This is a genomic window from Actinomyces naeslundii (assembly GCF_001956585.1).
Taxonomy (GTDB): domain Bacteria; phylum Actinomycetota; class Actinomycetes; order Actinomycetales; family Actinomycetaceae; genus Actinomyces; species Actinomyces naeslundii.
This window is the reverse complement of the sequence record NZ_MSRR01000023.1, coordinates 45,060-68,193: the sequence shown is the minus strand read 5'-3', so window position 1 is coordinate 68,193 and position 23,134 is coordinate 45,060. Positions and strand designations below refer to the sequence as shown.

At 68.5% G+C, this 23,134-nt stretch carries 18 protein-coding genes; 9 read left to right on the top strand and 9 right to left on the bottom strand.

Annotation, left to right across the window (positions count from 1 at the left end; all coding sequences use genetic code 11):
- Positions 1-88 precede the first annotated feature (88 nt).
- From BKH33_RS10520 to BKH33_RS10510, 3 genes are all read right to left on the bottom strand, one after another.
- Entirely contained in the window at positions 89-1,756 is a 1,668-nt protein-coding gene (locus tag BKH33_RS10520) for an L-serine ammonia-lyase (protein ID WP_043539438.1), read from the bottom strand.
- 64 nt (positions 1,757-1,820) lie between these two features.
- Positions 1,821-3,824 carry an alpha-amylase family protein gene (locus BKH33_RS10515; RefSeq protein ID WP_076142734.1) on the bottom strand — a complete coding sequence of 668 codons (2,004 nt, stop codon included), beginning with the start codon at positions 3,822-3,824 and terminating at the stop codon, positions 1,821-1,823.
- Between the two features lie 145 nt (positions 3,825-3,969).
- Positions 3,970-4,392: a winged helix-turn-helix transcriptional regulator gene (locus tag BKH33_RS10510; protein ID WP_373692695.1), complete on the bottom strand. Its 423-nt coding sequence runs from the start codon at positions 4,390-4,392 to the stop codon at positions 3,970-3,972.
- 184 nt (positions 4,393-4,576) lie between these two features.
- Here BKH33_RS10510 and BKH33_RS10505 point away from each other — a divergent pair, with 184 nt between their 5' ends.
- From BKH33_RS10505 to BKH33_RS10485, 5 genes are all read left to right on the top strand, one after another.
- Positions 4,577-5,188, top strand: a complete 612-nt coding sequence (locus BKH33_RS10505) for an NAD(P)-dependent oxidoreductase (protein WP_003783739.1) — start codon at positions 4,577-4,579, stop codon at positions 5,186-5,188.
- A gap of 96 nt (positions 5,189-5,284) precedes the next feature.
- Positions 5,285-6,091: a bifunctional hydroxymethylpyrimidine kinase/phosphomethylpyrimidine kinase gene (gene thiD / locus BKH33_RS10500; protein WP_003783577.1), complete on the top strand. Its 807-nt coding sequence runs from the start codon at positions 5,285-5,287 to the stop codon at positions 6,089-6,091.
- Positions 6,092-6,231: 140 nt separating this feature from the next.
- A complete protein-coding gene (locus BKH33_RS10495) occupies positions 6,232-6,582 on the top strand; it encodes a PadR family transcriptional regulator (RefSeq protein WP_003783698.1) in 351 nt (116 codons plus the stop codon).
- Positions 6,579-7,493 (top strand): ATP-binding cassette domain-containing protein, encoded by a 915-nt coding sequence (locus BKH33_RS10490; RefSeq protein ID WP_003783569.1) that lies wholly within the window; start codon positions 6,579-6,581, stop codon positions 7,491-7,493. Before BKH33_RS10495 ends, BKH33_RS10490 begins: the two co-directional genes overlap by 4 nt.
- Positions 7,490-8,281, top strand: coding sequence for an ABC transporter permease (locus BKH33_RS10485; protein ID WP_003783528.1), 792 nt, complete (start codon positions 7,490-7,492; stop codon positions 8,279-8,281). The genes BKH33_RS10490 and BKH33_RS10485 overlap by 4 nt, the downstream gene beginning before the upstream one ends.
- On the opposite strand, the gene dnaB is transcribed toward BKH33_RS10485, so the two are convergent.
- Positions 8,272-9,696, bottom strand: a complete 1,425-nt coding sequence (gene dnaB / locus BKH33_RS10480) for a replicative DNA helicase (RefSeq protein WP_003783716.1) — start codon at positions 9,694-9,696, stop codon at positions 8,272-8,274. The genes BKH33_RS10485 and dnaB overlap by 10 nt on opposite strands.
- Positions 9,697-10,405: 709 nt before the next feature.
- Between dnaB and BKH33_RS10475 the strand changes: the two genes are divergently transcribed.
- A complete protein-coding gene (locus BKH33_RS10475; protein ID WP_076142733.1) occupies positions 10,406-11,830 on the top strand; it encodes an MATE family efflux transporter in 1,425 nt (474 codons plus the stop codon).
- A gap of 212 nt (positions 11,831-12,042) precedes the next feature.
- Positions 12,043-13,041, top strand: coding sequence for an endonuclease domain-containing protein (locus BKH33_RS10470; RefSeq protein ID WP_232621408.1), 999 nt, complete (start codon positions 12,043-12,045; stop codon positions 13,039-13,041).
- 194 nt (positions 13,042-13,235) lie between these two features.
- Here BKH33_RS10470 and rplI read toward each other — a convergent pair whose 3' ends face one another.
- From rplI to BKH33_RS10445, 5 genes are all read right to left on the bottom strand, one after another.
- The gene (rplI, locus tag BKH33_RS10465; RefSeq protein WP_003783683.1) at positions 13,236-13,691 is read right to left on the bottom strand and encodes a 50S ribosomal protein L9; all 456 of its coding nucleotides are present in this window, start codon (positions 13,689-13,691) and stop codon (positions 13,236-13,238) included.
- 15 nt (positions 13,692-13,706) lie between these two features.
- A complete protein-coding gene (gene rpsR, locus BKH33_RS10460) occupies positions 13,707-13,943 on the bottom strand; it encodes a 30S ribosomal protein S18 (protein ID WP_003783656.1) in 237 nt (78 codons plus the stop codon).
- A gap of 86 nt (positions 13,944-14,029) precedes the next feature.
- Positions 14,030-14,629: a single-stranded DNA-binding protein gene (locus BKH33_RS10455; protein ID WP_003783693.1), complete on the bottom strand. Its 600-nt coding sequence runs from the start codon at positions 14,627-14,629 to the stop codon at positions 14,030-14,032.
- Positions 14,630-14,656: 27 nt separating this feature from the next.
- Positions 14,657-14,944: a 30S ribosomal protein S6 gene (rpsF, locus tag BKH33_RS10450; protein WP_003783531.1), complete on the bottom strand. Its 288-nt coding sequence runs from the start codon at positions 14,942-14,944 to the stop codon at positions 14,657-14,659.
- 252 nt (positions 14,945-15,196) lie between these two features.
- On the bottom strand, positions 15,197-17,653 hold the full coding sequence (locus BKH33_RS10445) for a transglycosylase domain-containing protein (RefSeq protein WP_244157425.1): 2,457 nt from the start codon (positions 17,651-17,653) through the stop codon (positions 15,197-15,199).
- Positions 17,654-18,177: 524 nt separating this feature from the next.
- On the opposite strand from BKH33_RS10445, the gene BKH33_RS10440 reads away from it, so the two are divergent.
- The gene (locus tag BKH33_RS10440) at positions 18,178-19,554 is read left to right on the top strand and encodes an anaerobic C4-dicarboxylate transporter (protein WP_003783579.1); all 1,377 of its coding nucleotides are present in this window, start codon (positions 18,178-18,180) and stop codon (positions 19,552-19,554) included.
- Positions 19,555-19,689: 135 nt separating this feature from the next.
- The gene (locus BKH33_RS10435; protein ID WP_003783598.1) at positions 19,690-23,106 is read left to right on the top strand and encodes a PPi-type phosphoenolpyruvate carboxykinase family protein; all 3,417 of its coding nucleotides are present in this window, start codon (positions 19,690-19,692) and stop codon (positions 23,104-23,106) included.
- Positions 23,107-23,134 lie beyond the last annotated feature (28 nt).

The window sequence follows — 23,134 nt, the reverse complement described above, 5'->3', positions numbered from 1 at the left end:
TACAGCTTGAAGTAAACAGATTCAACTATATGAACTGATAGAGTCTCGTGAACACGTCAATACTCGATGACAGTACTCGCTGATTAATTCAACACTCCACGACATTGACGGCCAGTCCGCCGCGGGAGGTCTCCTTGTACTTGGCGAGCATGTCCTCGCCGGTCTGGCGCATCGTCTCGATAACGGTGTCGAGGCTGACGGCGTGCCGGCCCTCGCCCCACAGGGCCATGCGGGCGGCGTTGATGGCCTTGACTGCGGCCACCGCGTTGCGCTCGATGCAGGGGATCTGGACTAGCCCGCCCACGGGGTCGCAGGTAAGCCCCAGGTTGTGCTCCATGGCGATCTCGGCGGCGTTCTCCACCTGGGCGGGCGTCCCGCCCAGGGCCTCGGCCAGGCCGGCAGCCGCCATCGAGGAGGCCGAGCCGACCTCCCCCTGACAGCCCACCTCGGCCCCGGCGATGGAGGCGTTGGTCTTGATGAGTCCGCCCACGGCGGTGGCGGCCAGCAGGAAGCGGCGGGCGCCGTCGTCGTCGGCCCCGGGGATGAAGCGCTCGTAGTAGGCCAGAACCGCCGGGACGATGCCGGCCGCGCCGTTGGTGGGGGCGGTGACCACGCGGCGCCCGGCGGCGTTCTCCTCGTTGACCGCGAGCGCGAACAGGTCCACCCAGTCCATGCCGCGCAGGGGGTCGGCCATGGTGAAGGCGGCGGCCGGACCAGTCGACTGGGCACGCAGCCGCTCGTGAAGGGCCTTGGCGCGGCGGCGCACCCCGAGCCCGCCGGGCAGGATGCCCTCGGCGTTCATGCCGGCCTCGATGCAGGCGCGCATCGTGGCGCGCAGGCGGTCCAGGTAAGCCATGACCTCCTCCCGGCTGCGGGCGGAGAGCTCGTTGGCCAGGACGACGTCGGACACGCTCAGCCCCTCGCGCTCGCAGATCGCCAGCATCGCGGCCGACGTAGTGAAGGGGAAGGGCGCGGGGGTGGCGTGGGCCTGAGTGGCAGAGGCGGTCGCCAGGGCCTGGATCGACGGCGATCCGGGAGCACCGACGTCCTCCATGACGAAGCCGCCGCCCACGGAGTAGTAGGTGCGCCGCAGGATCTCGGCGCCGCTGGCGCAGTAGGCGGTCAGGGTCATGCCGTTGACGTGGTAGGGCAGGACCCGCCCGGGCAGGAAGTGGATGTCGGCACTTGGGCTGAAGGGGACGGGGCCGACGCCGTCGACCACCAGCTCGCCGGCGGCCTCGACCTCCTCCATGAGGGACTCGCACACGACGGCTGGGACGGTCTCGGGCTCGTAGCCGGCCAGGCCCATGACGGCGGCGCGGTCGGTGGCGTGCCCGCGTCCGGTGGCGCCGAGCGAGCCGTAGAGCTCGACGGTGACGCGGGTGGGCTGAGGGAGACCGGCACCGACGGCCCGGGAGTCGCACTCGCCGTCGGACGCCCCCGTGCCGCCTGGGCGGACCGCCTCGGCCAGCTCCCGGCTGAAGGCGCGCCCGGCCCGCATGGGGCCCACGGTGTGGGAGGAGGAGGGGCCGATGCCGATGCGCATGAGGTCAAAGACGCTCAGCGGGCGGGGTGCCTGCTCCACGTCGATCGCCCCGGCGAGGAGCGCGGCGGGCGTGGCCGAGTCCAGGGCCGTGGAGATGAGGGCGGTCTCCGGAGCGAGAGCCGACACGCCGGCGGCAGCGGGGCTCGCCGAGTCGGCAGGGCTGGCGACGACGGGGGGCTGTGTCGAGATGGAGAGTCCACGGCTGGTCACATCCCCATGATGCATGCCCGGTACCCGGGCTCCCAAGTTTCGACGAGCTCGCGCCGATTCGCCGTCAGTCGGTGGGGCGCACCAGCCACCAGGCGGCGTAGGGCGGTACGGGCACTCGCCCGTCCCCCGCCCCCTCCAGTGAGGTTGACCCGAAGGGGACCGTGTCGGTCAGGACGTCGGTGGCACCCATGACCCCGAGCCGGGCGAGCTGGTCGGCGGCCACCGAGCGCCACTGCGGCGTCACGTTGTACACGCCCACGAAGCTGCCGCGCGGGTGGTCGCGGTAGGTCACCAGTACCCCAGGGTCGTCAACGTCCTGCACCTGGGAACGCACGACGGCGTCGAGCTGGGGCAGGCCGGCGCGCACCCGCGCCATATGCGTCAGGTCGGTGAAGACGCGCCCCTCGACGGTGGAGCGGTCGTGCCGGTTGGCCATCCGGGCCTCGTCGAGGCGGGGCCGCCCGGCCCAACGCGAGTCGGCCTCGTGACCGGGCTCGGTGTCCCAGTTGGGGTCGTTGGGCTGGGCGAGCTCGTCGCCGCTCCACAGGACAGGGATGCCGCCCCACCCGTAGAGGATGGCGTGGGCCATGCGCAGGGCGTGGATCCGTTCCTCGCGCCAGGTCCACAGCGACTCGACCTCGTGCTCGGGGGTCGTGTCGGTGATGCCCTCCCAGGCCTCGGCGGCGGCCTCGATCCCAATGAGCGAGGCTGCCGTTCCGGCGATGCGTCGGTCCCCGGTGGCCGGGTTGTGCTGGAAGACGAGGCCCGCGGCGTCGGAGGTGGGGTACTCGCCGCTGTACCAGTCGGCGAGGAAGGCCCGGTGGTCGTAACCGCCAAGACCCACGGCGGCCGCGTCGTCGTCGTCGATGGCCCAGCCGATGTCGTCGTGGCAACGCAGGTAGGTGATCCAGGTGGCTGTGGACGGCTCGGTGGGCAGGTTCTGGAGCGCCTCGACGGCCAGCGTCGTGTCGCGCGCGGCGAGCATGGACCAGATCTGGACCATGAGGGAGTTGTGGTAGGCCAGGTCGGAGACCTTGCCGGTGTACTTACCCTGGCCGAGGTACTGGAGGAGCTCGGTGGGGGCCACGATCGCCTCGGCCTTGAGGTCGACGGCGGGGCAGGCGATGCGGGTCAGTGCGCGCAGGACCTCGGTGATGGCGTGGACCTCGGGCTGGCCCTGGCAGTCGGTGCCCTTGCGCTTGATGGTGAAGGCGATGGCGTCCAGGCGCAGCACCTCGACGCCGCGGTTGGCCAGGTCCAGGACGATGCCGGCGAACTCGGCCATGACGTGGGGGTTGCGCCAGTTGAGGTCCCACTGGAAGGAGTTGAAGGTGGTCCACACCCAGCCGCCCACGCCGTCGTCCCAGGTGAAGTTGCCGGGGGCGAAGTCGGGGAAGACCTCCGGGAGGGTGCGCTCGTAGGCATCGGGCTCGGTGCGGTCGGGGAAGATGAGGAAGTAGTCGCGGTAGCGCTGCTCACCGGCGCGCGCCCGTACCGCCCACTCGTGCTCGGCGGCCACGTGATTGAGGACGAGGTCCACCACGAGCGAGATGCCCTCGGCGCGCAGCTCGCCGGCCAGGTGCTCGAGGTCGTCCATGGTGCCCAGGTCGGGGCGCACGGTGCGGTAGTCGGCCACCGCGTAGCCGCCGTCGGAGTCGCCGGGGCGCGGGGTGAGCAGGGGCATGAGGTGGAGGTAGGTGACGCCCAGCTCGCGCAGGTAGTCAATGCGGCCCTCCACGCCGCGCAGGGTGCCGGCGAAACGCTCGGTATAGGCGGCGTATCCGATACGGCCGGGGTGCTGTGCCCAGGCGGGGTCGAGGGTGCGGGCCAGGTCCAGACGGCACAGCTCATGCTCGCGCTCGACGTAGGCCCGAGCGGCCAAGGCCAGCAGATTGAGCGCCTCCTCCTCGGCGGCGGTGCCGTAGAGGGTGGTGAGCCCATCGAGGAGGTCGGGGTACCAAGCCTCCGCGCGCGTAAGGAAGACGTCGCGTTCGGCGGCCTCAAGCGGGTCCAGGATGTGAAAGACGATGTCATCGAGGGATGGCGGGAGGGAAGTGGCGGCGCTCATAGATCTATGGTCCCCGATTCAACGCCGCTACGGTACTGATTTGCTCACCGTCCCACCAGCGGGATCGATCGTAGACGGAGAGCGGCCCACCGGTGGGGACATTCTCGATCAGGCGGGGACACCGTGGCTCCGCGAGCGCCGGACGTCAGGATCCGACGGCGTCGTAGGACTCGCGGTGGGCCAGGATCCGGGCGGAATTGGCCTCGATCCAGGTGCGCAGCGCGTCGATGGGCGCCTGGAGGCTGCGGCCCAGGTCGGTCAGCTCATAGTCGACGCGCGGCGGCACGCCCGGCAGCTGGGTGCGTGTCACCAGGCCGTCGCGCTCCATGGATCGCAGCGTCTGGGTGAGGACCTTGGGCGTCACCCCGCCGACTCGCGCGCGCAGCTGCCCAAAACGGCTCGGCCCGTCGGCCAGGACCGTCACCACCAGCGGCGTCCAGCGGTCGACGACATGGCGCAGCACCGTACGCGACGGGCAGGCCGGCGAGAGGATGTCGAAGTCGAAGACCGCGGCGTCGCCACCGAGGCTCGCAGCCATGCTGCTGCGCTCGGCGGCGTCGGTCCGCACCGAGACCCCCGACCTACTCGTGACCGGCACCGCCTGCTCTGCCACCAGCCCCACTTCCTGTGACACGACACACTCCCTTAGTTACTTTGAGGTACTCAGTATCTTGATCATACCATCAAGTCATCGCGAAGCACCGAACACGTCGCCTCACGTACCAGCCACCTCACCCGCTCAGGAGGAAGTCATGAAGATCGCCATCATCGGAGGAACCGGAATGGTCGGCTCGGCCACCGTCGCCGAGGCCGCCGGCCGCGGCCACGAGGTCGTCTCCGCCTCGCGCTCGGGCCGTCACGCCGAGGGCGCTACGCAGGACGTCACCCTCACCCTGGCCGACACGCAGGCCGTGGTCGACCTCATCAACAGCTCCGACGCCACCGTCATCACGGTCTCCGCCGGTCGCGGAGAGTCCGCCCAGCCCGTCATCGACGCTCACCGGACCCTCATCGCCACCGCCCCTACCGGTCGGTTCATCGTCGTCGGCGGCGCCGGCTCCCTACTCACGCCCGACGGCACCCGTCTGGTGGACACCCCCGGGTTCCCTGAGGAGTACAAGACAGAGGCCCTGGCCTTCGCCGAGGTCCTCGACCTCTACCGCGAGGCCGGCAGCGCCCTGAACTGGACCCTGCTCTCCCCCGCCCCGGAGTTCACCGACAAGCCGCGCACCGGCACCTACACCGAGGGCGGCGACCAGCCCGCAGGCAGCGAGATCTCCGTGGCCGACTTCGCCGTCGCCCTGGTGGACGAGGCTGAGAAGGACGCGCACCGCGGCCACCGCTGGACCATCGCCAACGCCTAAGCCCGCGGCCGCTCACAGCGCACCAACCCAGCCGGGCCGGTTCCATACGACCGGCCCGGCTTGGCTCGTGCGCCCCGGCCGGTGCAGGCTTGACCCATGACTGCCATCGCCCTGACCATCGCCGGCTCCGAGGCCTCGGGCGGCGCCGGCGCCCAGACCGACCTCAAGACCTTCCACACCCTCGGCGTCTACGGATGCACGGCCCTGACCTGCATCGTCTCTATGGACCCCAAGGACGGGTGGAACCACCGCTTCGTCCCGGTGGACCCCGGCGTCATCGCCGACCAGATCGAGACCTGCGCCGCCGTTCACTCGCGCGTCGACGCCGTCAAGATCGGCATGCTGGGCACGGCGCCCACCATCGATGTCGTCGAGCAGGCCCTGGAGACCTACGACTTCCCCGCCGTGGTGCTCGACCCGGTCCTCATCTGCAAGGGCCAGGAGTTCGGGGGCGCTCTCGAGGTGGACAACGCCCTGCGCACCAAGATCCTGCCGCGCGCCACGATGACCACCCCCAACCTCTTCGAGGCCGCCACGCTGGCGGGCATGGAGGAGATCACCACCGTCGAGCAGCTCAAGGACGCCGCCAAGCGCATCCACGACCAGGGCGTCCCCAATGTCCTGGCCAAGGCCGGCCCGTCACTGGGTACCGGCACCGCGCTGGACGTCTTCTACGACGGCACCACCCTGGAGGTCCTCGAGGTTGAGGCCGTGGGCACCGAGCGCGTCCACGGCGCCGGCTGCACCCTGGCCGCTGCGGTGACCGCCGAGCTCGCCAAGGGCGCCACCCCGCTTCAGGCCGCCGTCACCGCCAAGGAGGTCGTCTCCTCCTCCATCCGGCACGGGCTGCGCGGCAACATGCCCTTCCTCTACGTCTACCAGGGCGAGTACCGGCCGGCCTGAGGCCTCGCTACCGAGGCACCCCTCGGTTCCTCACCGATCCTCCCGCTTCACCATCCGCCGCCGACGGTCTCCAGCTCCGTCGGCGGCGGACTTTCACCATCGGTAGATAGATTATCTAGTAACTAGGTAGCCTATAAACCATGGACTCATCAGCAGCACGCCTCCTGCGCGGATTCCTGGAACCCTGTCTGCTCTCACTGCTGGCCGAGCACGCCGACTACGGCCTGTCCCTGGCACAGCGGCTCGCCGTCGCCGGGCTGGACGAGGTGCCCGGCGGCACGCTCTACCCGGCTCTCATGCGCCTGGAGAAGCGCGGCCTCGTCGCGGTCTCCTGGCGCCCCTCCACCTCCGGACCCGCCCGCAAGTACTACGAGCTGACCGACGCCGGGCACACAGAGCTCGCCGCGCGACGGGCCGAGTGGCGAACCTTCTCCACGGCGGTCGGTGCTCTCATCGAGGGCCGGAAGGTACGCACGGAGGCCCCCTCATGAGCCGGCCCGAGCAAGCCAGGGACCCGGTGCCGGACACGATGGCCGACTGGTACCGAAGCTTCGAGGCGGAGCTCGCCTCCCGCGGCCTGCCGACCTGCGAGGTCGAGCGCACGGCCGCCTCAACCCGGGCCGAGGCCGAGGCAGCCGGAGTGACACCCGGCGACCTGTACGGTCCGGCGGTCCTCTACGCGCGCGAGGTCGCCTCTGCGCTGCGGGACTACCAGGCTGACGTACCCGCGCCCACCGTGGCCGCTCCCGTCGTCCTGCGCCTGAGAGACGTCTCCGCGCGCCGAGGCAGGCACACGGTCCTGTCCGGCATCAACCTCACCATCCACCGGGGCGAGGTCGTCGCCGTCGTCGGAGCCAACGGCGCCGGCAAGTCGACCCTGCTTCAACTCTGCGCAGGCCTGCTGCGCGCAAGCGGTGGGAGCATCGAGAGGACGCCGAACTTCGGCTACGCGCCTCAGCTCGACTCCTTGGCGCCACTGTTGACGGTGGACGAGCACCTCCGGCTCTTCGGGGCGGCACGCGGGATCCGGCAAGGCCGCTCCGTCTCTACGGGACACCGCCTCCTCACCCGCTTGGGCTGGACCGCTCGCGGAGACCAGACCGCCGGGACGCTCTCGGGCGGGACCCAGCAGAAGCTCAACGTCGCTCTCGCCCAGCTCGACGCACCCGATCTGCTCCTGCTGGACGAGCCCTACCAGGGCCTGGACGCCCTGGCCTACGAGGACCTGTGGGCCCTCATCTCGGCCTGGCGAGCCTCGGGTGCAGGCGTCCTGCTGGTCACCCACCTGCTGCGTGACGTCGACCTGGTCGACCGCGTCGTCGAGCTGCCGGCCCCGCAGGAGGACACAGGCCGGACAACCCACCGAATGCCCCGACGGGAACGTCGAAAGGAGTCCGCATGAGCACGCCGCCTGACCAGTCCACACCGCACACCGAGTGGGACCACGCCGAGGACGCCCGGTTCCGGTCGACGGCCGCGACCACGGGCCTGGTCGCGCTCATCACCCTGCGTGAGCTCGCCCGACGGCGCGGTGCCCTCGCGCTGGCGACTCTGCTGCCGCTGACCTTCTACCTGGTGCGCCTCGAGACGCACTGGACCGCCATCCGGCTCCTGTCGATCGGCCTGGGCTGGGCGACGGCAACGCTGGCGCTGTTCACGCAGGTCTCGTCCCGCTCAGTGGACCGCCGCCTCGCTGTGAGTGGAGCTCCACCCGCAACCCTGCTGCTGGGCCGCTACCTCGCGGTGCTCGGGCTCGGGTGGATCATCGGCCTGCTCTACAGCGGCCTCGTCCTGATCACGATCGGCGACGAGCTCACCCACCCGAGTGCGGTGCCGGTCATGCTGCTGTTGACCGCCACCGTCGCCACTCCCCTGGGCTCCCTGGCGGCTGCTCTGGTTCCGCGGGACCTGGAGGGGGCTCTTCTGCTGCTGTCGGTCATGGCGGTGCAGGTGCTGGTTGATCCCTCCGAGGGCTGGACCCGCGTCCTGCCGCTGTGGTCGACCCGGGAGCTGGCGAGCGTCGTCGTGGAGAACCTGGGGCAGGACACCGGCGCCTACCTGCACCGCGGGCTGGCGCACGGCGCCGCCATGGCCGTCCTGCTGACGGCGGCGAGCTGGGCCGTGGGCGTCCTGCGCCTGCGCACAGTCCGACTCCCGGCCCCACCCCCTGCCGAACCGGCCTACTCGTAGGCGGGCTCAGGGGTGACGTCGCGCGCCATGTTAGCGAAGCGCGACACGTGCCCCTGGAAGGCCACCGGGATGGTGCGGGTCTGCCCGTTACGGTGCTTAGCCACGATGATGTCGGCCTCGCCCGGGCGCTCCTCGTTGTTGTAGTACTCCGGGCGGTGCAGCAGGATGATGATGTCCGCGTCCTGCTCCAGGGAGCCGGACTCGCGCAGGTCACTCATCTGGGGCTTGTTACCGGTGCGCTGCTCGGGACCGCGGTTGAGCTGGGCGACGGCGATCACCGGGATCTCCAGCTCCTTGGCCAGCAGCTTGAGGGACCGGGAGAACTCGGAGACCTCCTGCTGACGCGACTCGACCCGCTTGCCCGAGCTCATGAGCTGGAGGTAGTCGATGACCATGAGCCCCAGGTTGTGCTGCTGCTTCATGCGCAACGCCTTGGAGCGGATCTCCGGCATGGTGAGGTTGGGCGAGTCGTCGATGAACAGCGGCGCGTTGGAGACGGGGTTGTAGGCCACGGCGACGTCGGTCCAGTCCCGGTCCTCCATCTGGCGAGAACCGCGCAGCTTGTTCATGTCCACGCTGGACTCGGCGGCCAGGATGCGCATCATGAGCTCCATGCGCCCCATCTCCAAGGAGAAGTAGCAGCTGGTGATGCCGTGGTGGATCGAGGCCGAGCGGCAGAAGTCCACGGCGAGCGTGGACTTCCCCATGGCAGGGCGCGCGGCCACGATGATCATCTGTCCGGGGTGGAGCCCGCCGGTGAGCTCATCGAGCTCGATGAAGTCGGTGGGCACTCCGGTCAGCGCCCCGTTCTCGCGGTTCTGGGCGGCCTCGATCTCAAGATTGGCCTCCCCCAGGAGCTCGGAGACGGCGACGTAGTCCTCCTTCTCCCCCTCGTGATGGGCCACCGAGTAGACCTCGGCCTCGGCCAGCGTGACGAGCTCAGCGATGTCGCCGGCGTCGGTGGAGTACCCCAGCTGGGTGATACGGGTGCCGGCCTGGACCAGGCCGCGCATGAGCGCCTTGTCCTTGACGATGCGGGCGTAGTAGCCGGCGTTGGCGGCCGTGGGCACGGTGGCCATGAGGGAGGCCAGGTAGGGCGCGCCACCGATGCGCTCGAGCTCACCGCGCCGGGAGAGCTCATCGGCCACGATCAGCGGGTCGGCGGGCTCGGAGCGGTTGTAGACCTCGACGATCGCGTCGAAGATCGACTCGTGGGCCGAGCGGTAGAACTCCGGACCACGCAGGACGTCGATGACGTCGGTGATGGCCTCCTTGCTCAGGAGCATGCCGCCCAGCGTGGCCATCTCGGCCTCAAGGTCCTGAGGCGGGAGACGGTCGAAGGCGGCACTATCGGTGCGGACGCTTCCGCTGTCGGCACCGCCCGAGCCGGCCTGAGCGCCCATGCCGTTGTCCATCCGGCCACCTTCCGCACTATCACACCGGCTGGCACCGGCCCGTCCTAGCGCCCCCGACGACGTCGCGCCCCGCCAGGAAGACGCTCGCCCGCGTAGAGCGCGCGCGTGACGATAACGCCATCGTGGGGACCTCGCAAACTCTCAAGTTCACCGCCACTGGGGATATCGGCACCCCACCTGTGGGAAGGCCCCCAATGCCTGGGGACACAGACGCGACGCCTGTGGACACAGATGTGTGCACCTGGCACCACACCACTGGAGGACATCGATTTTTCGTTGCAATAACGCCATGATGGGAGTTCAGACTTTCTATAGGTACTTCCCACGACATCACAATGTGATCTGTGGACAAGTGGGTAAACCTGTGGACAAACATGACCTTCGACTTGAGGTCCACGCCGTTTGTGGGTCTCCTACACGGGTGTCTGAACCAGTTATCCCCAGACCGTGAGCACCTCGGTCAGAAACGGCCCCACACGCCAAACCCTCAGCGCTCTTTCATAATTTACCTACCTTCCCTTAGGGAAGATCGTTGTGCGATCCTCCAGCGGTATCGGGGTGTTCGCCCGATCGATCACATCGAGGACGTGAGGTGAAGAGCTCATCCTCAACCTGATCCTCAACCTGGTCATGAGGACCGCTTGGGCAGCAAGGGCGGTCGGCCCAGGCCAATGGTCTCCGGTCACCTGCCGTAGTCCACAATGGGGCCGTGCCCGACACCAGCAGCCCCACATCCACCAGCCTCAACCGCCAGGTCCTGTCCCTGGCCCTGCCCGCGCTGGGGGCGCTGATCGCCGAACCGCTCTTCGTTCTGGCCGACTCGGCGATGGTGGGCCACCTCGGTGCAGTGAGCCTGGCGGGCCTGTCTCTGGCCTCCTCGATCCTGACGACGACGGTGGGTCTATTCGTCTTCCTGGCCTACGCGACGACGGCGACAACGGCCCGCCTCTTCGGTGCCGGCCGCCGCATCGAGGGCCTGCGGGCCGGCGTCGACGGGATGTGGCTGGCGCTCCTGCTGGGGCTGGGTGCGGGGGCATTCCTGGGACTGACCGCCCCCTGGCTGACTGAGGCGATGGGAGCCCACGGCCCGGTGGCCCAGGCCGCCATTGCCTACCTACGCGCCTCCTGCCCGGGGCTGCCGGGCATGTTCATGGTTCTGGCGGCCACCGGCGTGCTGCGCGGTCTGCTGGACACGCGCACGCCCTTCGTCGTGGCCACCGGTGGGGCGGTCCTCAACATCGTCGTCAACGCGATCCTGCTCTACGGCGTCGGGATGGGGATCGCGGGCTCGGGCGCGGGCACCGCGATCGCGCAGACGGCCATGGCGCTGGCGCTGGCTGGTCCAATTGCCCGGACGGCCCGGGCGGCCGGCGTGGGCCTGCTCCCCCACCGTGAGGGCCTGCGGGCCTCTCTGGGCAGTGGGACCCCTCTGCTCATCCGCTCGCTGAGCCTCAGGGTGGCGATCCTGGCGACCGTGTGGGCGGCGACGGCACTTGGGGACGTGTCGCTGGCCGCTCACCAGGTGGTGAACGCCCTGTGGACCTTTGCGGCCTTCGCCCTCGACGCATTGGCCGTGGCGGCACAGGCCCTCATCGGCACCGCCCTGGGGCAGGCGCAGAGATCCGACGCCGACTCCGCTACGAGCGACATCGAGGTCGACACCGCGGCAGACACCGACACTCAGTCCGCCACGGCCACGGCCGGCTGGTCCATTGATGAGCTCCTAAGACGGCTGCTGGCCTGGGGTGCTGGAACCGGCGTGCTCATCGGGGTGCTCATGGCGGCGGGCGCCGCCTGGTTGCCTCACGCCTTCACCTCCGACCCCGGCGTCATCACGGCCGCGACGCCGACGCTCCTGGTCGCGGCGAGCGCGCTGCCGCTGGCCGGGGTCGTCTATCTGCTCGACGGCGTGCTCATGGGCGCCGGTGACGGCCGCTACCTGGCGTGGGCGGGCCTGCTGACGCTGGTGCCCTACGTCCCCCTCGCCCTGCTCATCGGCGGCGGCGCACTGCCGGGAGTAGTCGGCACGGTCTCGGGCCTGGTGCTGCTGTGGATCGCCTTCGCCTGGGTCTTCATGGCCGCCCGCGGCGCCACCACCTACCTACGGGCCCGCGGCACCGGCTGGCGCCACTGACCTACCCCTCGCCGACCGGCCCTTCCCGCGCTGTCGTGCTTTACGCCTCGAGGTCGAGGGTTAAGGCTACGACCTCGCGACCTACCCTACGATCCGGACCGCCGGCACGAGGCCGTCACCCCGTGGCCACAGCGCTGTCCGTTCCCTGCTGCATCCACAGGGCTCCGATGCTGCGGTGGCCACCTCTCCCACCCGCCCATCACGCTTGCGACATGGAGCCCTATCCCGAACCGCCTCAGCTGCCGCCCGTTGTCGCGTCCGCTGGCCCACCGGCCGCCATGCGCAACCCCGTCAGGCTCCTTCGTGGTGTCTATGGGGATATCGGCGTTCAGGACCTGCCCCGTTGGGAGGCCGGCGCGCGCCTCAGTCTGGCTCGTTGCGCGGCCGCCTGCCTTCAGGTCAAGTCCGCGCGCTGCCTGAGCCACGAGTCGGCCGCACTCGTTCACGGTCTGTGGTTGCGGGAGCGTGAGCCGGATGTCAGCGTCGTCGTCCCCTCAAGTCCGCACCATCCCCACCAGGAGCTCCCCCTCCCACCGGGAGCGCAGCGCCTCGCGTACCTGCGCCGGCGACATCTGACGCTGCCGCAGAAGGACATCACCACCGTCTCGGGCCTGCCTGTGAGCACCTTGGGACGGACCGCGGTCGACTGCGCCTTTGACCTTCCCGCCCACGACTCGGTGTGCGTGGTCGAGTCGGCGCTTCGCGCTATCGCCCGTCCATCGCGATACCAGTACGCGCAGTCGAGCCGCCGAGTCGAGGCTGCCCGGCATCAGCTCCAAGCCGCCATCGCGGCGCAGGGCCCGCGTGCCGGGGCCCGGCGCGCCCGTGCCGTCGTCGCCATAGCCTCGGCCTTCACCGAATCACCGGGAGAGTCACTGCTGCACTGGTTGGTGCGCGCCCTGGGCCTGCCGGCTCCGCGCATTCAGATGGCGATCACGGATGTCCACCACTCCCGCCTCTACTTCCCCGATGAGGCATGCCCGGAATACCGGGTACTGGCGGAGTTCGACGGGCGGATCAAGTACAGGGCCCCGGAGGACCTGTGGCAGGAGAAGCAGCGCCAGGACGCCCTCACGCGCATGGGCTGGCGCATCGAGCGCTTCATCTGGGCGGACTTCACGCATCTCGACGTGCTGCGCGACCGGATCCTGGCTCTCTTCCCCGCCACCGTCGCCCGCAGCGCGCGCCCCGTGGCAGACCTGTGGAGATGACCGCCGGCTCCCGACCGCGCTGTCGTGCCTTATGCCTCGAGGTTGAGGGTTAAGGGTACGACCTCGCGACCTACCCTACGATCCGGACCGCCGGCACGACCCAGCACGACCCTGTACGACCCCGGACAACGCCGTCGGGCCGGAGTCCCCGCATGGAGGACCCGGCCCGACGGCGGAAGGATGCCCGGTGGCGCTCAGCGCGCGGGGACGACGTTGACCTCGAGGGGGGCCACGACATCGGCGTGCAGGCGCACAGAGGCGCTGTGACGGCCGGTCGACTTGATCGGCGGCACGACCTGGATCTTGCGACGGTCGACGGCGGGGCCGCCGGCAGCCTTGACGGCGTCGGCCAGGGTCGCGGTGGTGACGGCGCCGAAGAGGCGGCCGTTGTCACCCGCGGTGGCGGAGACGGTCACGACGTTCTCCTGCAGCCAGGCGCGCGCGGTCTGGGCGTGCTCGAGGGACTCGATGGAGCGCTTGCGGCGAGCCTCGGCCATCTGGTCGATCTGGCGCTGGGCGCCCTTGGTCCACGGGGTGGCCAGCTTGCGGGGCAGGAGGTAGTTACGGGCGTAGCCGTCCTTGACCTCCACGACCTCGCCGGCGGAGCCGAGGTGGGAGACGTCGTGCGTGAGGATGAGCTTGGTGGTCATTGCGCGTGCCTCCGATCAGCGAGCCGAGCTCGAGTAGGGCAGCAGAGCCATCTCGCGGGCGTTCTTCACGGCCTTGGCGATCTTGCGCTGCTCCTGGACGGAGACGCCGGTGACGCGACGGGCGCGGATCTTGCCGCGGTCGGAGATGAACTTCCGCAGCGTGGCGGTGTCCTTGTAGTCGATGGTGCCGACCTTGATGGCCTTGACGGGGCTGACCTTCTTCTTCGGCTTGCGAAGTTGGGGCTTCGCCATGGTGGTACTCCTTGGTCTGAGCGCCTGGGCGCTCTACGAGATGAAAAGTATTGTGGTTGAGGGAACGGGTCGACGACGTCGCGGCTTCAGAACGGGGGCTCGTCACCGAAGGAGGTGGAGCCGCCCGTGGCCCACGGGTCGTCCGCGGCGCCGCCGGCAGGGGCGTTGTACCCGGACTGGCCCTGGCCGCCGAAGCCGCCACCGCCGTTGTAGCCGCCCTGCTGGGGACCGCCCTGGTTGTATCCGCCCTGGTTCTGGTTGCCGAAGCCGCCGCCCTGGGGACCGCCCTGACCTCCGCCGAAGCCTCCCTGGCCACCCCCGCGGGGCTGGCGGGTGACCTGGGCCTTGGCGTAGCGCAGTGAGGGGCCGATCTCATCGACCTGCATCTCCACCACCGTGCGGTTCTCGCCTTCACGGGTGGTGAAGGAGCGCTGGACCAGTCGGCCCTGGACGATGACGCGTGTGCCCTTGGTCAGCGACTCGGCCACGTTCTCCGCGGCGTCGCGCCAGATCGAGCAGCGCATGAACAGGGTCTCCCCGTCCTTCCACTCGCCGGCCTGGCGGTCGAAGGTGCGCGGCGTGGAGGCGACGGTGAAGGAGGCCACCGCTGCCCCGGAGGGCGTGAAGCGCATCTCGGGGTCCGCGGTGAGGTTCCCGACGATGGTGATGATGGTGTCTCCGGCCATGGCGTTGTCTCCGTTCCCGGTAGAGGCTCAGGCCTCGGGACGCAGCAGCTTGGTGCGCAGAACGGTCTCGTTGAGACCGAGCTGACGGTCGAGCTCCTGGGCGATCTCGGGCGTGGTGGTCATGTCCACGACGGCGTAGAAGCCCTCGGACTTCTTCTTGATGTCGTAGGCCAGCCGGCGCTTGCCCCAGATGTCGACCTTGTCCACGGTGCCCCCGTTGCTGGGAACGACCTGCAGCAGCTTCTCGAGCGTCGCGCTGGCGGTGCGCTCGTCCGTCTCGGGGTCGAGGATGATCATGATCTCGTAGTGACGCATGCTTGGTACCCACCTCCTCTGGTCTGTGGCGGTCACGGTCCTTCCGTGACAGGAGGGTGATGCGTGCGGCGCACCATCTGGCGGAAACAGGTTCATCCGCCCGACGACGCAGCCAGTTCGCCACATTACCGGACAACCGGGCGGCCCTGAAAGCCGAGACGGTGGGCCGACGACGTGCCATGCAACACGTCGTCGGCCCACCGTCAGGCACCTATCGGCAAGCGGGTGCTCATTCGCCGTGGACTAGTGGCGCTAGCCGACGCCGCCCTGGCCCCCGCCTTGGCCGCCGCCCTGGTTTCCACCGTTGCCGCCGTTACCGCCTTGGTCTCCACCGTTGCCGCCGGCATCGCCGCCTTGGTTTCCACCATCGCCGCCAGAGTCACTTGTGGCCTCAGGTACCTTGGTCTGTTGCCGCTCAGGCTGCGGCGTACCCTGCTGAGTCGCCTCGGGTGTGGGCGCGGCGGTGGGAGCCTGCGTCGCCTCCGGTTGGGCGGTGGGGGTCGCAGTCGCCTCCTCCTCCGGCTCGCCAGTGGGGTTGGCGGTCTCAGGAACCGTTCCGCCACGGGTGGCCGGGATGTCGGCCGGCTCCGGGAAGTCCTCGACCTCGAGACCCTCGTGGGCGACCTTCATGTAGTTGATGAAGATGTCGGCGGGGTAGGTCGAACCGGTGATCTCCTCGTAGTCGCCCCAGGGCTCGATCGACTCCTCGGAGCCGTCAGTACCAGTCTGGTAGAGGGTCACCGCGGTGACCACCTGCGGCGTGAAGCCCACGAACTGGGCGGACTTGTTGTCCGACGACGACCCGGTCTTGGCGGCGACCGGGCGATCCATCTGGGCGGCCACCTTGTCCGCGCTGCCGTTCGCGCCGGAGACGACCTGCTGGAGGGCGTAGGTCGTGTCCGCCATGACGTCCTCTTCGAACTCCCGATGACCAGCGGTGTCCGCCTTGTAACGGTCCGTGCCATCGGGGTTCTTCAAGGAGGCCACGATGTGGGTGTCACGCCTGATGCCCTGCGCGGCGAAGGTGGAGTAGGCCGAGGCGATGTCGATCGTGTGCGGCGAGGCCGACCCGAGGACGTTCTGGATGAGAGTCCGCTGCTCCGGGGTCTTCAGCCCCTCGGTCTGCTCCGGGTAGCCGGCGCGGTTCGCCACCTTCGCCGTGACCCCCTCCTCGATGTCATCGGCATTCATGAGCTCCTGATTGAGCTGAAGGTAGGGAGTGTTGAGCGACTGCTCCGTGGCCTGAGTCAGGCTGGCCCACTTCAGTGAGACGTTCTTGAAGTTCTGGAACTCGTGCCCCTCAATGGTCATTGGCGAGGTAGCCGGATAACCACTGCCCAAGGACCACCCGTTCTCCAGGGCTGCCACCAGCGCGAAGGGCTTGAAGGTGGAGCCGGCCTGGGCGATGGCGTCAGTAGAGGTGTTGACCTGGCTGGTCAGATAGTCCTCGCCCCCGTAGAGCGCCAGCAGACCCCCCGTCTTGGGATCGATGGACACCAGCGCCTTGCGCAGGTTGGGTGAGGCTCCCGGAGGCAGGGAGTTGACCGCGTTGACGGCGGCCTCCTGGTCCTTCGGGTTGATCGTGGTGATGATCTTGAAACCACCCGTATCGACCTGCTCGGGCGTGAGCTTGGCCTTGCTCTGCAGCTCGGCGCGCACCATCTGGAGCAGGTAGCCGTTGGTTCCGGCGTAGACCTGCTTGGTCTGGGACTCTTGAGTCTTCGGCATGCCCGCCTGCTTGGCGGTGTTGTACTGCTCGGAGGTGATGTAGCCGTCGTCGGCCATGAACTGCAGGACTCGACCCCACCGCTCCTGGGCCTTATCCGGGTTCTCGGCCGGGTCCCAGGCGCTGGGCGATGGCAGGATTCCCGCCAGAAGCGCGGCCTCAGACGGGCTGAGGTCCTTGGCGGGCTTGCCGAAGAAGGACTTCGAGGCAGCCTCGATACCGTAGGCACCGCGACCGAAGTAGACCGTGTTGAGGTAGTCCCCCAGAATCGCCTTCTTGGGCTTCTCCCGGTCGATCTTGATGGCCATGATGGCCTGCTTGAACTTGCCGCTGTAGGAGCTCGTCGTGTCGACGTAGTAGTTCTTCACGTACTGCTGCGTCAGCGTTGATGCTCCCTGGGTGTCGCCTCCGCGCAGGTTGTTCACCAGAGCACGGGCAATGCCCTTGGGATCGACTCCCTTGTTGGAGTAGAAGGTGCGGTCCTCGGAGGCCACGACCGAGTTGCCCACGTAGTCCGGCAGGGTGGAGGCGTCCACGGACTCACGATTGATCTCGGCGAACTTACCCATCTCCGTCGAGCCGTCGGCGTAGTACACCGTGCTGCTCTGCGCGAGCGCGAACTCGCTGGGGTTGGGAACCTTGATCGTGTTGTAGGCCCACATGAAGGCGCCCACCATGCTGAGCACCCCCAGCAGGAAGGTGCCCAGGACGAACCGCCAGCTGGGGATCCAGCGATGGATCTTGCCCTTACCGGCGCGAGGGTAGTTGAAGAAACGGCGCTTGCGCCCCGAGGCGGCGTCCTGAGATCGCTCGGCCTTCGAGGGCCTGCGTCCCTTTCCGGACTTCTTGCCAGGCCCCGAGGCCTTGCCCTGGACCTGCCGACCGGCGCTGGCCCTCTGGGACAGCTTCTTGCCGACGGGGCGGCTGGGTCCGCCCCAGTTCGTGCCTTCTGCCACGCGCTCCTCGTTTCGGTTGACTGTCATAGAAGGTGACTGGATACCGCGACGGCGCGGGGGATAACGCTCCGGTTGCGGTCAGGACTCCATCATGACCGATATTGGCGGTCGATGCCGACTCGGGTATCAGTCACAGTCCTGTATGACTGTCGACGGCGATCGGACGCGATCGCTGCGGACAAGCCGCATCGGGCATCGACTGCGGACCAGTATGGGGGAACAGAGGGGAGTGGCGGTAGCGATGCAGGCCTGGGAACCGGCCATGGAAGCCGCCACCGAACGTTATCTTAACTCCACCTGATTGGCCCTGACCAGCGCGCTCATGCGCTTTGCGAACCGTAAACATTTCGCGGCAAAACCAGAATGTGAGTTCGCGCCCAGACAGCACCACCGTCCGATGTCATCGGATATTACCGATCGGGACAATAGTCCCGCACAATGAATGAGACACTGGACACAGTGCTGACAACCTGTCAGTTCCTCACCCTGGCTCCTCGGTCTGCCCGAGGAGCCCCGGCTCCCGTCCGCCCTGCTCATGAGGGAGTTCCACCGTGGACGCCAGTTCAGCCCTCCAGACCCTCAGCATCATCCTTCAAGTCGGCATCATCCTCACCTGCCTCATCGTCGGGGCGAAGAAGGGCGGGATCGCCCTCGGCCTCATTGCGGGAATCGGCCTACTGGTTCTCGTCTTCGGCTTCCGTCTGGAGCCGGGTGAGGCTCCGGTCGATGTCATCCTCACCATCCTGGCCGTCATCGGGTGCGCAGCCACTCTCCAGCAGTCCGGGGGACTGGACGTCATGATGCAGATGGCCGAACGAGTCCTGCGTCGACATCCCGAGCAGATCACCATTCTCGGCCCATGCGTCACCTGGCTCCTCACCGTGCTGTGCGGAACCGGGCACGTCGTCTACACGATGCTTCCGATCATTGCGGACATCGCCATCAAGAAGGACATCCGACCCGAGCGCCCCATGGCCGCCTCCTCAGTCGCCGCCCAGATGGGGATCACCGCCTCACCGGTCTCCGTGGCCACGGTCTCCGTGGTCTCCATCATCGCCAAGAACACCGACCGGCACTGGTCGGTCCTCCAGATCCTGGCGATCTCCATCCCGGCGTCCCTGTGCGGAGTACTCCTGGCCGCCCTGTGGTCGATGCGTCGCGGCAAGGACCTGGACCAGGACGAGGCGTACCAGAAGCGCCTGGAGGATCCGGAGTTCCGCGCCGCCGTCCACTCCAGCTCCGAGACCCTTATCGGGAAGGTGTTCTCACCCGAGGCCTACCGCGCCACTGGGATCTTCCTGGCAGCCATCATCGCCGTCGTCGTCCTGGGCGCCTTCGACGTACTGCGTCCCGAGTTCCCCACCGGCGACAACGGCGAGCTGGAGCACCTGAGCATGAACCTCGTCATTCAGATGGTCATGCTCGCCGCCGGGGCACTCATCCTGCTGACCTGCAAGGTGCAGGCCGGCAAGATCGCCTCCACCGCCGTGTTCAAGGCCGGAGCCACCGCCATGTTCTCCATCTTCGGGGTCGCCTGGATGACCGAGACGGTCGTCCACGCACACCTGGAGGACCTGGAGCACGGACTGGCCGGCGTGCTGGCGAACCACGTGTGGATGTACGCCATCGTCTTGTTCATCATCGGCAAGCTGGTGAACTCTCAGGCGGCCGGCCTGCTCATCGTTGCCCCGATGGCCCTGTCACTCGGGGTGAGTCCGGTCGTCGTCGTCGGGTTCATCGGCGCCTCCTACGGGTACTTCATCCTGCCCACATACCCCTCGGATCTCGCGGCGATCGGCTTCGATCCCACCGGCACCACCCACATCGGCAAGTACGTCATCAACCACTCCTTCCTGGTCCCCGGACTCATCGGAGTCGTCACCTCCTGCCTCGTGGGCTCCGGACTGGCCCAGCTGCTCCTGTCATGAGCCCGGTCTCCTGCCGGCCGGGGCGGGGGTGAGGTACGACCGGTAGGCAGGTGCGACGTCAACCACACTGCTCAAGCCGTCCTTCTGGGCAGAACGTAACAGGAGCGTGTCATCTGGTCTGTCTAGGCTCGTGCCATGACAACTACAGACGCGGCCACTACTTCCGCCATCGCCCTGCGTTTGGAGCTGCTGGGGCTCTCCGCCCCGGCACCGGTCAAACAGAGTGAGGCGGACCGTCTCATGTCCCCGATCCTGGCACGCCAGCGCGAGCTCTCCCGCCGGTTGGCCCACCGCCCCTGTGCCGCTGACCAGCGCATCCAGACCTTCCTCGACTCCTACCTGGAGGGCGCGGCCGCCACCCCGAAGCTGCCCCGCTCGACCTTCGTCCTGGACCAGCCCGGCCTGGCGCGGGCCCTGTCCCTGCCGGCGGACTCCACCAGCTTCACCTCCGACTACGTCGAGAGCTACCAGGTGCTCGGCGGTGTCCTGCACAACCCCCGCAACGACCGCCGTACCACTGCCGGCGTCTTCCACGTCGCCGAGGGCGGCCTGCCGATCCCAGATGACAAGATCGCCGTCCCACGCGACGTCTTCGCCCGCCTGCTGGCCCACGCCGTCGAGGCCCCCGAGGACCTACTGACCCTGCCCTGGGCCTCCCGGCAGGAGGACCCGGCGCGCTGCTTCGTGTCCCTGCTGCTGCGCCCCGTCGTCGTGCCCGAGGTCCCCGGCTTCTCCGCCGAGCGCTCCATGGAGATCCGCTTCATCGCCCCCGGCGGTCTGGTCTCCAACCTGGACTTCGTCGAGGGCATCTTCGGCAACGGCGGCGACCCCTACCTGCCGGAGAACGACTCCTCCCTGGCCCCGGAGTCCTGGACCGGCCACACCGGCTGCGTCATTCTCGCCCCGCACCTGACCACCCTGACCAAGAAGGAGCTGGGCCTGCCCTCCTGGGAGGAGGCCACTGAGCGCCAGCGCCGCGATGGCCAGTGCTGGAAGGACGAGGCCGAGCTCTACAACGGCGGCAAGGCCTTCAAGTGCGTGGCCCGCGACGAGCGCGGCGTCATCGTCACCATCATCGCGGACAACTACTTCGGCTACTGCAAGAAGGAGGTCAAGACCCAGATCGGGTACTCGGCCAACCTCTTCGGCTGCGTGGAGGAGGAGCACGCCGGCGGCGCCGTCGCCTACCCGCGTTACAACATGAGCCAGGAGTACACCGACACCCACACGCCCGAGGGCCTGACCCTCGAGCACGTCGTCGAGCGCAACCCCGGCCGCTTCGAGCGGCGCGAGGACGGCTCCGCCGTCGCCATCGACGACCCAACCGTGGTCCTGGTTCCCGCCGGCGCCCACTACTCGATGCGCAGCCAGACGATCACCTGGACCGGCCCCGACGGTCAGGAGGCCTCGATCCCGTTGCTGGTGAGCAACACCTACGTGGCCCCCAACGGCTATCGGGTCCACGCCAAGCACCGCGAGGGCGACGCCACCCAGTGGCACCTGGTGGGCACCGCCCCCTGGTCCACGCAGGCCCACAAGCCGGCCACCGTCTCCGGCGGCGGCAAGTCGGAGATCTCCAAGTCCCTCCTGGACGCCTTCGTCTTCGGTGAGGCCTACGTCGGCGACGTCGACGAGGACTTCGACACCGTCCAGAGCATCCTCGACGGCAACTACGCCGACCGCTTCGTCGACCCGGCCAACAAGAGCGACAACCACCGCTCGATCCTCTCCGAGCGCCGCTCGCTGGGAAGCGTCATCAAGCTGCTGACGCCGTCGTCGATGTACACCGACGAATACAACGCCTTCCTGGAGTCTATCCCGGCCCACATCAAGGAGCTCATCTTCACCGTCAAGCGCTTCTACCAGCCCAGCTGGGGCCAGGACTGGCGCAGCCACTTCTCCGTGGGCATCATCAACGGCCGCAAGGGCAACTCCCTGCGCCTGGACGGTGAGGTCATCAAGGTCAACATGCTGCGCGTGGGCTTCGAGGACGACGGCGCCTGGCGCCTGCTGTCCCTGCGTCCGGACTTCTCCCCCGCCGCCAAGGTCCAGACCGAGGACGACATCACCTCCTCGATCGTGGTTCCCGGCGGCCTGGTCTCCACCCCGGACGCGGAGCTGTCGCGCAAGTTCGTCACCAACTGCGAGTCCTTGCTCTTCCAGCGGCCCGACGACGCGATCGTGCGCGGCTACGACAAGCAGACCGAGTCGGACATGTCGGATGCGCAGGCGGACCTGTTCATCTCGAACTTCCAGCCGCTCACGCCCGCCGACGCCCGGGCGATGGCCGCCGACGCCCCCGGTCTGTCCCGCTTCACTCAGCCCATGCAGGACCTCGTAGCCCGTGCCGCCGCCCTGCCCGAGGCCGAGGATCCCGCCGAGGAGACCTACTGGGTCTCCACGGCCAACCCGCGCCTGGTCAACGGGGCCCCCACCAAGAACCCCCGTTACCTCCAGGTGCGCCCCGACATCGCCAACCCGAAGGATGTGGCGCTGGCGGACCTCACCAACCACCTCTTCCGCGACGTGCCGCTGACCGAGCCGCTGTGCCACAGCGTCGACGTCGTCGCCGCCGGACGCCGCAACAACCCGCCCGAGGACGGGGTTCCGCCGCTGTGCGCCTACAACCCGCTGCACTACATGGAGCTGCCGGAGCTGTTCATGGAGTTCATCTCCTCCATGACCGGCAAGTCCCCCTCGACGACGGGCGCCGGCAGCGAGGGGGCGCTGACCAAGTCCCCGTTCAACGCGCTGCCCGCGATCTACGACCTCAACGCAGCCCTGCTGTCCTACGCCCTCAGTGGCTACGACGGCTGGCTGTCCTCGGCCGGCTACATCGGTCCGAAGGTCCAGGTGGCTCACGACATCTCGCTGCTCATCCCGGAGATCTTCTCCCGCATGAGCGCTGAGGAGCGAGACGCCCACAACCTCATCGAGGACGGCTACCTCGAGCGCATCGAGGACTTCGAGTACAAGGGCCGCACCGTTCAGGCCTCGCGCCTGGGCTACCGCATGAACCAGGCCTTCGCCTCGACCTTCTTCGGACGGATCTTCCTTCACCCGGACGTCGTCTTCACCGAGGAGATGCTGCGTCCCGAGCTGCAGGACGAGGAGGTCTTCGCCGACTCGGTGGACATCATCGTCACCACCCACAAGGTGGTGGCCGAGCACTACCGGGCCGACGGCTCCATCGAGTGGGCCGTGCCGCCGCTGCGGGCCCTGCTGGAGATCATGATCGACGGCACCTCCCGCGAGGGCTGGGACCTGACGAGCCCGGAGTTCCGCGCCCTGTTCGAGCGCGAGAACATCCTGAGCTCGTCGTGGTACGCGGAGCGTCTGGACGCCAAGGTCGCCCGCGACTCCCACCAGGCCCAACAGGCCATCGAGGACCTCACCCGCTTCTACACCGCGGAGAACAACGAGGAGGTCATCGAGCGCCTGGGCATCGAGGGCCGCCTGGCCGAGGCTCGCGCCTGGCTGGACAAGGTCAGCTCTCCGGCCTACCGCGAGCACCTCGTGGGCACGCTCGGTCTCCAGCCCTCATTGGCCTGAGCCGACGCTCCCCTGCTGACTGGGAGCT

What these genes read in the sequence shown, in the direction of transcription:
- BKH33_RS10515 (WP_076142734.1), bottom strand. Translation starts at nt 3,824, where the DNA reads ATGAGCGCCGCCACTTCCCTCCCGCCATCCCTCGATGACATCGTCTTT.
- BKH33_RS10505 (WP_003783739.1), top strand. Translation starts at nt 4,577, where the DNA reads ATGAAGATCGCCATCATCGGAGGAACCGGAATGGTCGGCTCGGCCACC.
- thiD (WP_003783577.1), top strand. Translation starts at nt 5,285, where the DNA reads ATGACTGCCATCGCCCTGACCATCGCCGGCTCCGAGGCCTCGGGCGGC.
- BKH33_RS10495 (WP_003783698.1), top strand. Translation starts at nt 6,232, where the DNA reads ATGGACTCATCAGCAGCACGCCTCCTGCGCGGATTCCTGGAACCCTGT.
- BKH33_RS10490 (WP_003783569.1), top strand. Translation starts at nt 6,579, where the DNA reads ATGAGCCGGCCCGAGCAAGCCAGGGACCCGGTGCCGGACACGATGGCC.
- BKH33_RS10485 (WP_003783528.1), top strand. Translation starts at nt 7,490, where the DNA reads ATGAGCACGCCGCCTGACCAGTCCACACCGCACACCGAGTGGGACCAC.
- dnaB (WP_003783716.1), bottom strand. Translation starts at nt 9,696, where the DNA reads ATGGACAACGGCATGGGCGCTCAGGCCGGCTCGGGCGGTGCCGACAGC.
- BKH33_RS10470 (WP_232621408.1), top strand. Translation starts at nt 12,043, where the DNA reads ATGGAGCCCTATCCCGAACCGCCTCAGCTGCCGCCCGTTGTCGCGTCC.
- rplI (WP_003783683.1), bottom strand. Translation starts at nt 13,691, where the DNA reads ATGACCACCAAGCTCATCCTCACGCACGACGTCTCCCACCTCGGCTCC.
- rpsR (WP_003783656.1), bottom strand. Translation starts at nt 13,943, where the DNA reads ATGGCGAAGCCCCAACTTCGCAAGCCGAAGAAGAAGGTCAGCCCCGTC.
- BKH33_RS10455 (WP_003783693.1), bottom strand. Translation starts at nt 14,629, where the DNA reads ATGGCCGGAGACACCATCATCACCATCGTCGGGAACCTCACCGCGGAC.
- rpsF (WP_003783531.1), bottom strand. Translation starts at nt 14,944, where the DNA reads ATGCGTCACTACGAGATCATGATCATCCTCGACCCCGAGACGGACGAG.
- BKH33_RS10445 (WP_244157425.1), bottom strand. Translation starts at nt 17,653, where the DNA reads ATGACAGTCAACCGAAACGAGGAGCGCGTGGCAGAAGGCACGAACTGG.
- BKH33_RS10435 (WP_003783598.1), top strand. Translation starts at nt 19,690, where the DNA reads ATGACAACTACAGACGCGGCCACTACTTCCGCCATCGCCCTGCGTTTG.